Raw genomic sequence first — 12,027 nt, 5'->3', positions numbered from 1 at the left:
AACAAAAGGCGGTTATTTAGATGGACTACTTCTTAATTTTTCTTTTTGGTGCAGTTTTAAGTTCCTTCGTTGTGTGCTACAGCTGGAGATATGTCAATAATATATCCCAATTACACCAACATTCTTTTTGTGAGCAGTGCCATCATTCCCTCAAATTTTGGCAGCTGATTCCTATTTTTGGTTTTGTTTTACAAAGAGGTCACTGCTGCTTTTGCATCTCAAAAATCCCCCCTTTAAGCACTTTTATTGAACTTCTAGGTGGAAGTCTCGCAGTATATTGTTACTCTAACTATCCACGTTCTTATTTTTTTATTTTATTCTCTTTTGCCATGTGGAGCCTCTGCCTTGGACTGCAAGATTATAAACTATATGCTGCTTCAAGCAAAATTTTGTATCTGGGTTTCTCAATATTCTTCGCATTAAGTATTATCTTTTTAAAATTTTCATTCTCGTCTTTTTTTCAATTCTTTTTATTGTTAGTCATACTCATTTATTTCTCAATCAAAAAAATGTTCGGTTGGGCTGATGTAATCTATACTTCTACTTCTTATTTTGTACTCGGTTATCAATGCACTTTGTATTTATTACTAACCGCGTCAATCTTTGGTATTTTATTTTTTTTGATTACTCATCTAAAAAAAGTTCCATTTTTACCATTCCAGACTCTCTCACTAGTCATTATTATTGTGGTACATCCTTTCTACATTGAAAGTATATGTTAGACATTCTGATATACAAAAAAGGTGCCAAGTCAAAATTTAATTTTTGACCTGGCACCTTTAATTTTGGAAAAGCGTGTTCCATAAATCAAAATTCTCACCTAACCCCAAATTACTCATAGCAAAACACACACAATATTAGTAATTTGGTATCAGTACTCAAATTTTACCGACCTATGGTACGCTCTCCTTTTTACTTCAGATTTATTTAATCACTTGAAGTAGAACCTTGCGCAGCAGCTTCTTCTTCCTTCATCTTCTTCTCTAAATCAGAAATAGAATAGACATTCTCAGAAACTGTGCCAACTTCTTTAGGCTTGATTCCGCGGTAGTCAGGCATCCCTGTACCAGCAGGAATAATCTTACCTATGATAACATTTTCTTTCAAACCAATAAGTGGATCATTTTTACCTCGAATTGCAGCATCCGTCAAAACACGCGTCGTTTCCTGGAATGAAGCAGCAGACAAGAAACTGTTTGTTTCAAGAGAAGCTTTCGTAATTCCAAGTAATACAGGTCTTGCAGTAGCAGGAATTCCGCCTTGAATTATGGTCTTATAATCCTGATCCTTAAAGTCGAAGATATCCATCAATGTACCTGGCAAGAGGTCTGTATCGCCTGGATCCATCACTCTAACTTTGCGTAACATCTGACGAGACATAACTTCAATATGCTTATCTGAGATTTCCACCCCTTGCATACGGTAAACTTTCTGGACTTCTCTTAGAATATAGTTTTCAGTTGATAATACATCGCGTACCTGAATAAGTTGTTTAGGATCGATTGACCCAACAGTCAATGCATCCCCACGGTGAATCTTATCTCCCTCAGCAACTTTTAATACTGAAGTGAATGGCAGACTGTAAGTTCTTGTATCCGTTTCACCCTTGACTGTAACTTCTTTTGTGCGCTCAGCAGGATTTTCTTCAATTGCCTCAATGACCCCTGTAACCTCAGTAATTTCAGCACGTCCTTTAGGATTACGTGCCTCAAAAATTTCCTGAACACGAGGGAGTCCTTGAGTAATATCATCTCCCGCAACACCACCAGTATGGAAAGTCCGCATCGTAAGCTGAGTACCGGGTTCACCGATTGATTGAGCAGCAACAGTTCCGACTGCTTCACCAACTTCAACTTCATCACCAGTGGCCATATTACGACCATAACAATGTTCACATACTCCATGACGAGTATTACATGTAAATGCCGAACGAATTGTAACCCTCTCAACACCAGCATTGATGATTTCATTTGCTATATCTTCATTCATCATAACATTTGCTGGCACGATAATCTTACCATTAGTCGGATTCTTAACTTCCTTCATTGTATACCGACCTAAAATACGATCGTATAAAGGTTCAATTAATTCATTACCTTCACGAATTGCTGTCACATCAAGTCCACGATCAGTTCCACAATCCTGTTCACGGATAATTACATCTTGGGCAACATCAACCAAACGACGTGTAAGATAACCAGAATCAGCAGTCTTAAGCGCAGTATCAGTCATACCTTTACGAGCACCATGAGTTGAAATAAACATTTCCATAACAGATAAACCTTCACGGAAGTTTGCAATAATTGGTAATTCCATTGTCTTGCCATTAGGTGCGGCCATCAATCCACGCATCCCAGCAAGTTGCGTAAAGTTGGAAATATTACCACGTGCACCAGAATCCGACATCATTTGAATTGGGTTCTTAGGATTCATGTTTTGAATAAGTTTTTCCTGAATCTGGTCTTTTGCATCATTCCAGATTGCAATAACTCTTTCGTAGCGCTCGTCTTCAGTAATTAAACCACGACGGAATTGTTTTGCAACATTCGAGACTTCTTTATGCGCCTGATCAATAATAGCTGGTTTTTCCTTCAAATCAGTAACATCAGAAATACCAACAGTCAGTCCAGACTTAGTAGACTCATAATATCCAGCATCCTTCATTCTATCAAGCAGCTTAGACGTCTCAGTAACTTTGAATTTCTTGTAAACTTCGGCAACAATATCACTCAAGAAACCTGCTTTAAAAGGTAAAACTAATTCATGGTCAGCAAGGTATTGATGAATATCAGCACCTGGTTCGATGAAGAACTTATCAGGTGTCATTCCTGTAAGATTTTCTTCTGATGGTTCATTCAAGTATGGAAATTCTGGTGGAAGAATCTCATTAAAGATTGCTTTACCAACAGTTGTAACCATAATCCGTCCCTTTTGCCAATCACTGAAAGGTTTGCCTATTTTAGCAAGAGATGTTGTTTGCAAACCAATGCGTGTGTGTAAATGAACATAGTTATTCAAATATGCTGTACGTGCTTCATTAACATCTTTGAAAACCATTCCTTCGCCTTCACGTCCAGCCTCTTCAACTGTCATGTAATAGTTACCGATAACCATATCTTGTGATGGAGTAACAATTGGTTTACCATCTTTTGGAGCCAAGATATGATGAGCAGCAAGCATCAATAGTCGAGCTTCCGCCTGGGCTTCCGCAGATAATGGAACATGAATAGCCATCTGATCTCCATCAAAATCAGCATTGTAAGCCTCACAAGCTAATGGGTGCAAGCGCATCGCTTTCCCATTAACCAAGGTAGGTTCAAAAGCCTGAATTCCTAAACGGTGAAGTGTAGGTGCGCGGTTTAAAAGAACAGGATGTTCCTTGATAACTTCTTCCAACACATCCCAAATATCTTCATCTCGTCGATCAATCTTACGTTTAGCGTTCTTGATATTAGAAGCCATCTCACGTTGAACAAGTTCCTTCATCATGAAAGGTTTAAACAATTCAAGCGCCATTTCATGAGGAATTCCCATTTGATTCATTTTGAGCTTAGGTCCAACATCAATAACAGAACGTCCAGAATAATCAACACGTTTACCAAGTAAGTTCTGGCGGAAACGTCCCTGTTTACCTTTAAGCATATGTGACAATGACTTCAGTGGACGATTACCGGGTCCAGTTACAGGACGACCACGACGGCCATTATCAATTAGTGCATCAACAGCCTCTTGTAGCATACGTTTTTCATTTTGTACGATAATACCAGGTGCATTCAAATCAAGCAATCGTTTCAATCGATTGTTACGGTTAATTACACGCCGATATAAATCATTCAAGTCTGAAGTTGCAAAACGTCCACCCTCAAGCTGCACCATAGGACGAAGATCTGGGGGAATAACTGGAATGGCATCCATTACCATCCAGCTGGGTTTGTTGCCTGATTGTAAGAACGCTTCAAGAATATCAAGTCGACGAACTGCACGGGTTCTCTTTTGCCCAGTTGCTTCTTTCAATTCCTCTTTTAGCTCTGCACATTCTTTTTCAAGTTCAACATCTTGCAACAAAGTACGAATTGCTTCCGCACCCATTCCTGCTTTAAATTCTTTACCATATTGTTCACGTTTTTCACGAAATTCGCGCTCTGTCAAAAGTTGTTTCTTTTCAAGCGGTGTATTTCCAGGTTCCGTAACAACATATGAGGCAAAGTAGATAACTTCCTCAAGTGCACGCGGACTCATATCAAGTACTAGGCCCATTCGGCTAGGAATTCCCTTAAAATACCAGATATGTGTCACTGGTGCTGCAAGTTCGATATGTCCCATGCGTTCACGACGAACTTTAGAGCGTGTTACTTCAACACCACAACGGTCACAAACGATTCCCTTATAACGAATTCGTTTATACTTACCACATGCACATTCCCAATCTTTTGTTGGTCCAAAAATTCTTTCGTCAAACAAACCGTCTTTTTCTGGTTTAAGAGTACGATAGTTAATTGTTTCTGGTTTCTTCACTTCGCCATAAGACCAACTACGGACCTTATCCGAAGAAGCCAGACCAATCTGCATACTATCGAATTTATTGACATCGATCAAGAGATCGACCTCCTTTTCTTATTTGGATGATTTAAAGTAGCCGACTAGCTGATTTATAGCAACTAGTGTTCTGTTCTAGATTCAGTCTTTCCCGCATTGACTTCTTCTTCTTGTTCTTTCTTCTCAGCTTGTTCTTTCGCTACCTTGCTTAAAGCATCAACATTAACAACTTCATCGTCTTCGTCATCCATATCACGCAATTCAATTTCTTTTTTAGCGACATCTAACACTTTCATATCAAGTCCGAGTGACTGTAATTCTTTAACAAGTACACGGAATGATTCAGGAACACCAGGCTTTGGAATTGGTTCACCCTTAACAATAGCTTCATAAGTCTTAACACGACCTACAACATCATCTGACTTATAAGTCAAGATTTCTTGTAGTGTGTAAGCGGCTCCGTAGGCTTCAAGTGCCCAAACTTCCATTTCACCAAAGCGCTGACCACCAAATTGAGCTTTACCTCCAAGTGGTTGCTGGGTAACAAGTGAATATGGTCCAATTGAACGGGCATGAATCTTATCATCAACCATATGTGCGAGCTTCATGTAATACATCACACCTACCGCAATCCGATTATCAAATGTGTCTCCAGTCCGTCCATCATAGAGTAAAGTCTTACCATCAGTTGCCATTCCAGCTTCTTTCAAAGAATCCCAAATATCACTATCGCGAGCACCATCAAAAACTGGTGAAGCAACATGAATTCCGAGTTTGCGAGCAGCCATTCCTAAATGGAGCTCAAGAACCTGTCCAATATTCATACGAGACGGTACACCCATTGGGCTAAGCATAATATCAATTGGGGTACCATCAGGCATAAATGGCATATCTTCTTCAGGAATAACAATTGAAACAGTCCCTTTATTGCCATGGCGTCCAGCCATCTTGTCACCAACTTGAATCTTACGCTTTTGTGCAATATAAACACGAACCATCATATTGACACCAGGTGATAATTCATCCCCTGCTTCACGTGTAAAGATTTTTACATCTTGCACGATTCCGCCACCGCCATGAGGAACACGCAATGAGGTATCACGAACTTCACGCGCTTTTTCTCCGAAAATTGCATGCAGTAAACGTTCTTCAGCAGATAATTCCGTCACACCTTTAGGAGTAACCTTACCCACTAAAATATCACCATCATGAACCTCGGCACCAATACGCACAATCCCGAATTCATCAAGATCACGCAGTGTATCTTCACCAACATTCGGAATTTCGCGAGTCATTTCTTCAGGTCCAAGCTTGGTATCACGAGCTTCTGATTCATGTTCTTCAATATGAATAGATGTATATACATCCTCTTTAACTAAACGTTCATTAATGGCAATTGCATCTTCAAAATTATAGCCATCCCAAGTCATAAAGGCGATCAATGGGTTTTGTCCTAATGCCAACTCGCCGCTTTCCATCGATGGACCATCAGCCAAAACTTCATCATAATCAACATGGTCTCCCACACGCACAATCGGTCTTTGGTTGTAGTTCTTACCACCATTAGAACGGCGGAACTTCATTAACTTATACTTATCAAGTGAGCCATCAGCACGACGAACACGAATTTCACGTGCATCCACATACTCAACGGTTCCTTCACTCTTACTGATTAAAGCTACCCCTGAATCATGTGCAGTCTTGTATTCAATACCTGTTCCTACAAGTGGAGCATGAGGATCAAGTAGAGGCACAGCCTGGCGCTGCATGTTGGCACCCATCAAAGCACGGTTAGAATCATCATTTTCCAAGAAAGGAATACATGCTGTCGCAACTGCAACAACTTGCTTAGGCGAAACATCCATGTAATCAACTTTATCAACAGTTATCTCAATATTTTCACTCTTATTACGAGCCATAACAACATTATCGACAAATGAACCATCCTCATTCAATGGTGAGTTGGCTTGTGCAATAACATAATTATCTTCTTCATCAGCAGTCAAATAATCAATTTTATCTGTAACCATATGCGTTGTCCACGAGACACGACGATAAGGGGTTTCAATAAATCCATAACGATTTACCCGAGCATAAGAAGAAAGACTATTAATCAAACCAATATTAGGTCCTTCAGGTGTTTCAATTGGGCACATCCGACCATAGTGAGTATAGTGAACATCTCGAACTTCATATCCCGCACGATCACGAGTCAATCCACCAGGCCCTAAGGCAGACAAACGACGCTTATGTGTTAATTCACCAAGCGGATTGGTCTGGTCCATGAACTGTGAAAGCTGTGAACTACCAAAGAATTCTTTAATAGAAGCAACTACTGGACGAATATTGATTAATTGTTGAGGTGTCACAGTTGATGTATCCTGAATTGACATTCTCTCACGAACAACACGTTCCATACGTGAAAGACCAATTCTAAATTGATTTTGTAATAACTCACCAACCGAACGAATTCGGCGATTACCTAGATGATCAATATCATCAACAAATCCAATTCCTTCTTGCAGACTAAAGAAGTAATTCATTGAAGCAATGATATCAGCAGGTAAAATATGTTTGAATTTTAAATCAATGTTTCCATTGCCAATCATATTTACAATTTTTTCTGGATCTTTTTGAGAGTAAACCTTAATGATCTGAAGCGTTGTTGGGTCAGTAACAACCCCTTCATCTGATGGATGAAAAACAACTGTTTTAAAATCATTTTTTTCAAGATATGGTGTTAGTTTCTCCATAACATGTTTATCAAGCACAGTATCCTTATTGACAATAATTTCTCCGGTCTCAGGATCTGCTAACGTTTCAGCAAGAGTTAAATTAAGCAATCTAGTTTTTAAATCTAGTTTTTTATTAATCTTGTAGCGACCAACGGGAGCTAAATCATAGCGTTTTGGGTCAAAAAAGCGTGCAGTCAACAAACTACGTGAACTATCTGCTGTTTTTGGTTCTCCTGGGCGTAGTCTTTCATAAATATCTTTTAATGATTCAACAACACGTGAATCGTCTGCATTTTTATGAACATCTTTTTCAAGAGTCAACAGCAAACTATCAGTGTTACCAAGGATTTGAATAATCTCATCATCTGAGCTATAACCCAGAGCACGAACCAATTCAGTTAATGGAATCTTACGTGTTCGATCAATACGAACGTATGCAATATTTTTTGCATCTGTTTCATATTCTAGCCATGCACCACGATTAGGAATTACCGTTGTTCCGTAATTCTCACGGCCATTTTTATCTAACTCTGAATTATAATACACTCCTGGTGAACGTACTAACTGAGAAACAATTACACGTTCAGCACCATTAATAATAAACGTACCTTGCTCGGTCATTAATGGAAAGTCGCCAAAGAAGACATCTTGTGCCTTGATTTCGCCTGTTTCATGATTAATCAAGTTAAGAGTTACATGAAGTGGCGCTGAATAGTTTGCATCGTGTTGTCTTGCTTCCTCTACAGTGTACTTAGGTTCAAGTAACTGATAGTCGACAAATTCAAGCGACAAGTTACCCGCAAAATCCTCGATTGGCATAATGTCTTCAAACATTTCACGAAGACCCTCATCCAAAAACCAGTTATAGGAGTCACTTTGAATCTCAATCAAGTTAGGTAAGTCAAGCACTTCTTTGATTCGAGCATAACTTCTACGTGTACGGTGTTTGCCGTATTTTACTATATGTCCTGCCAAGTTGTTCACCTCTCAAAATTTTTCTGTGACGGCCAGTCAAATATTACATTTGTATTACAAATTACTAAAAGAACATTTTTTTGGCAAAAAAAAACCAAAAACAGGTCACATCGTATACCGAATTAACACCATTTTTGCTTCTATAGGGGGATTCTATGGACAATAGATCACAGTCTCCCCATTTCACAGTTTTGCAATTACTTATGATACCAATAAAATTTTATTGTGTCAAGAATAAAATTGGAGTCTGCAACACCCTAAGCCACAACAGAGAAACGTATAATATAAAGGCTTACTAAACGTAAGAAAAAAGCAGTACAAAGTCGGGAAAATTTAAGTACTAACTCGAAATTTTGACTTATGAAACACGTTTATACGGAATAAAGAGAGGAACTGAATCAAAATTTAACTTTTGACCCAGCCCCTCTCTATTTATTATGAATAAACACGTCGTACAGCAAAGTTCGCACTATATTCGTAATTTTTTGTTAATAACCAAATCTCCTCGACTTTATGGCACTGACTTAAAAAGTTTTTAAATCTTACTTTAATACTAAGAACATCACTGTTTTGTTAATTCCTTTTTATTCTCGTTCTCAGTAACAGTAATATTAATCTTGCCTTTAGATGCACCGATTGTTACTTTGCTTCCGACCTTAACTTGTCCAGTAATCAATAGTTCACTCAATTTATCCTCAACATCGGTTTGTAAGGCCCTTCTAATTGGCCTTGCTCCATATTCAGGATCAAAACCGTTTTTCGTGATTACATCAACGGCGGCTGGTGTAATCTTAACCGAAACATCTTGCTCCCGCACACGATTCAACAATTCATTTGCCATAAGTTTAACAATTTTGTGCAGTTCTTCTTTTTGAAGTGAGTGGAAGATGATTGTTTCATCAACCCTATTAAGAAATTCAGGCTTAAATGCTTTCTTCAAAACTTCGCGAATCTTAGCTGACATCTTAGTAAAATCACTAGCTGAATCTGTACTGCCAAACCCAACTTCTTTTTCATCCCTAAGCGCAGTTGCTCCAAGATTAGATGTCATTATGATAATCGTATTCTTGAAATCAACTTTTCTACCCTTTGAATCTGATAGATATCCGTCGTCTAAAACTTGTAATAAGATATTAAAGACATCTGGATGCGCTTTTTCAACTTCATCGAAAAGAATAACAGAATATGGATGTTGTCTTACTTTCTCTGTCAACTGTCCACCTTCTTCATACCCAACATATCCGGGTGGTGATCCGATAAGACGACTTGTTGCATACTTCTCCATGTACTCACTCATATCTATCCGAATCATCGAGTCTTCTGAACCGAAGATTACTTCTGCAAGACTCTTAGCCAGCTCCGTCTTTCCAACACCCGTAGGCCCGAGAAACATAAACGAACCAATTGGACGATTAGGATCCTTCAATCCACTTCTTGCTCGTCTAATGGCACGTGAAACAGCGGAAACAGCTTCATTTTGTCCAATAACACGTTTGTGTAAGACCTTTTCAAGATCAATCAAACGGGTCGTTTCCTTCTTTTGCATCTGAGTAACCGGTACCCCAGTCCATTCAGAAACAATTTTTGCGATATCCTCTGATTCAACACTCAAGGAATATCCGGTATGATTAGCATTAGCTTTTGTTAGCCTGTCAAGCTGCTTCTTAATCTTTAATTCCTTTTCTCTAATCTCAGCAGCTTCATCGAATTCCCCTGAACCTAGTGCTACAACCTTTTGTTCAGCCAAATCCTTCAATAAATTTCTTTTTGCAGCAATTTTATTCACTCCATTGCTGTTTTCGATTCGCACGCGTGCAGCAGCTTCATCCATTAAGTCAATTGCCTTATCCGGTAAAAAACGATCTGCGATGTAACGCACACTCAACTGTACAGCACTCTCAACAGCCTCATCTGTTATTTCAACTTGATGGTGTTCTTCATAGCGAGAACGTAAGCCCTTAAGAATTGCAATTGTATCCTCACTTGAGGGTTCTTCGACTAATACCTTAGCGAAACGACGCTCAAGTGCAGAATCAGACTCAATATATTTTTGGAACTCATCAAGAGTAGTCGCTCCAACAACTTGAACTTCTCCCCTCGCCAATGCTGGTTTTAAGATATTCGAGGCATCAATTGCTCCTTCTGCCCCACCAGCACCAATCAAAGTATGCAGTTCATCAATAAACAAAATAACATTGCCATCTGCATATATTTCATCAATTATTTTCTTAACACGATCTTCAAATTCTCCACGATATTTAGTGCCTGCTACCAATGAACCCATATCAAGCATCATTACACGCTTATCCTGCAATGAGTCAGGTACATCTCCAGCAATAATTGCTTCTGCTAACCCTTCCGCAACCGCTGTTTTGCCAACTCCGGGTTCACCAAGAAGAACAGGATTGTTTTTTGTTCTTCGGCTTAAAACTTGAACCAATCGTTTAACTTCTTTTTCACGCCCAATTACTGGATCAATCTTTTTGTTTTGAGCTAAATCCGTAAGATCCCTTGCTAAGGAATTAAGGGTTGGTGTCCCATTTGCTTTAGTTGATTTCTTTTCATATTTTTTCATTTGTGCTTCACTCAAGCCCAATTTATGCACTATTGATTGGTACATTCTTCTAGTATCAACATTAAGCGCCTGTAAAATACGCGAAGAAAGAATATCGTTATTTCTCAAAAGAGCAAGTAACAGATGCTCCGTTCCAATTTTTTGTGCATTAGTCCGTTTGGCCTCGTCACCAGCCAATGCTAATATTTCTTTTGCCCTTGGAGAATATGGAAGATAACCGACTTTATCAGTCTTTTTCAACGTTCCATATCCAGCAATTCGTTCGATTTCTTCTCTAACATCTGTCTCTGTAATTATAAATTGTTTTAAAACTTTTGCTGCGATGCCTTGTTCTTCGAGGGTCAAAGCAAGTAATAAATGTTCTGTTCCAATTGCTTGATGGCGAAAATATTTAGCCTGTTCCTGTGCCAAAACTAAAACTTTTTTCGCGCTTGGTGTGAATAAATTATCCATTATAACCCCTCACTTTCTAGTCATCATATCTTAAACGATTCAATATACTGATTAAAATCCTTGCTCTAACTATCTTTTCGATCTGTCTATTTTCAAAGGCAAGAGTTCGCTTGTCAATACTAGAAATAATCAAGTTAGATTCTCTTCTTGTAAGCATTCCTTCCTGATACACACTTTGGATGATTTGAAATGCCTTGTTAAAATCAATTTCATCCCCGATTATATTAATCAAATCGTCTATAACATCTGAATCATCTAATAAATTCACTTTAACAATCCTGATGTAACCCCCTCCACCACGCTTGCTTTTTACAACATATCCGTTTTGAATGGTAAATCTGGTATTGATAACATAATTAATCTGCGATGGTACACAATTGAAAAGTTCAGCTATTTCGGAGCGCTTGATTTCAACTTGTTGCGAATCAGCTAGAATACTTTTGAGGTATTTCTCAATAATATCTGAAATATTTTGGCTTTGCATGCAATCACCCTTTTTAATTTGACTAATATTGACTTTTATTATACGGAAAAAAATTGCAATTGCAAAGTTAACGATATACAGACAAGTTATTTTAGCTTTGTTACAGATTAAACCACAAAAAAAATTTTTATCAACCTAAATATTAAAAAAAGCTCAAGAACACAAAAAAAGTTATGGTAGAATTCCATAACTTCTTCATATGTGTGTACTCAAGTCGGGAAAACAAGATTTGAACTTGCGACCCCTACGTCCCGAACGTAGTGCTCTAC

General features: G+C 38.5%; 5 protein-coding genes. 1 reads left to right on the top strand and 4 read right to left on the bottom strand.

What is annotated here, in order from left to right; genetic code table 11:
* The first annotated feature begins 20 nt into the window (after positions 1–20).
* A complete protein-coding gene (locus tag ABF682_RS03595) occupies positions 21–722 on the top strand; it encodes a prepilin peptidase (protein ID WP_415619033.1) in 702 nt (233 codons plus the stop codon).
* A gap of 205 nt (positions 723–927) precedes the next feature.
* Here ABF682_RS03595 and rpoC read toward each other — a convergent pair whose 3' ends face one another.
* From rpoC to ABF682_RS03575, 4 genes are all read right to left on the bottom strand, one after another.
* Positions 928–4,596, bottom strand: coding sequence for a DNA-directed RNA polymerase subunit beta' (gene rpoC, locus ABF682_RS03590; protein ID WP_289979832.1), 3,669 nt, complete (start codon positions 4,594–4,596; stop codon positions 928–930).
* A gap of 62 nt (positions 4,597–4,658) precedes the next feature.
* Positions 4,659–8,255, bottom strand: a complete 3,597-nt coding sequence (locus ABF682_RS03585; protein ID WP_289979834.1) for a DNA-directed RNA polymerase subunit beta — start codon at positions 8,253–8,255, stop codon at positions 4,659–4,661.
* Between the two features lie 553 nt (positions 8,256–8,808).
* Positions 8,809–11,274, bottom strand: a complete 2,466-nt coding sequence (locus tag ABF682_RS03580; RefSeq protein WP_415619032.1) for an ATP-dependent Clp protease ATP-binding subunit — start codon at positions 11,272–11,274, stop codon at positions 8,809–8,811.
* A 16-nt stretch (positions 11,275–11,290) separates the two neighbouring features.
* Positions 11,291–11,758 carry a CtsR family transcriptional regulator gene (locus ABF682_RS03575; RefSeq protein ID WP_289979837.1) on the bottom strand — a complete coding sequence of 156 codons (468 nt, stop codon included), beginning with the start codon at positions 11,756–11,758 and terminating at the stop codon, positions 11,291–11,293.
* Between the last annotated feature and the right edge of the window lie 269 nt (positions 11,759–12,027).

It is taken from the genome of Liquorilactobacillus sp. (genome assembly GCF_047719775.1).
Classification (GTDB): Bacteria; Bacillota; Bacilli; order Lactobacillales; family Lactobacillaceae; genus Liquorilactobacillus.
This window is presented reverse-complemented; position numbering and strand designations above follow the sequence as displayed.

Coding starts and splice junctions, on each gene's coding strand:
- ABF682_RS03580 (WP_415619032.1), bottom strand. CDS start 11,274: ATGGATAATTTATTCACACCAAGCGCGAAAAAAGTTTTAGTTTTGGCA.
- ABF682_RS03595 (WP_415619033.1), top strand. CDS start 21: ATGGACTACTTCTTAATTTTTCTTTTTGGTGCAGTTTTAAGTTCCTTC.
- ABF682_RS03575 (WP_289979837.1), bottom strand. CDS start 11,758: ATGCAAAGCCAAAATATTTCAGATATTATTGAGAAATACCTCAAAAGT.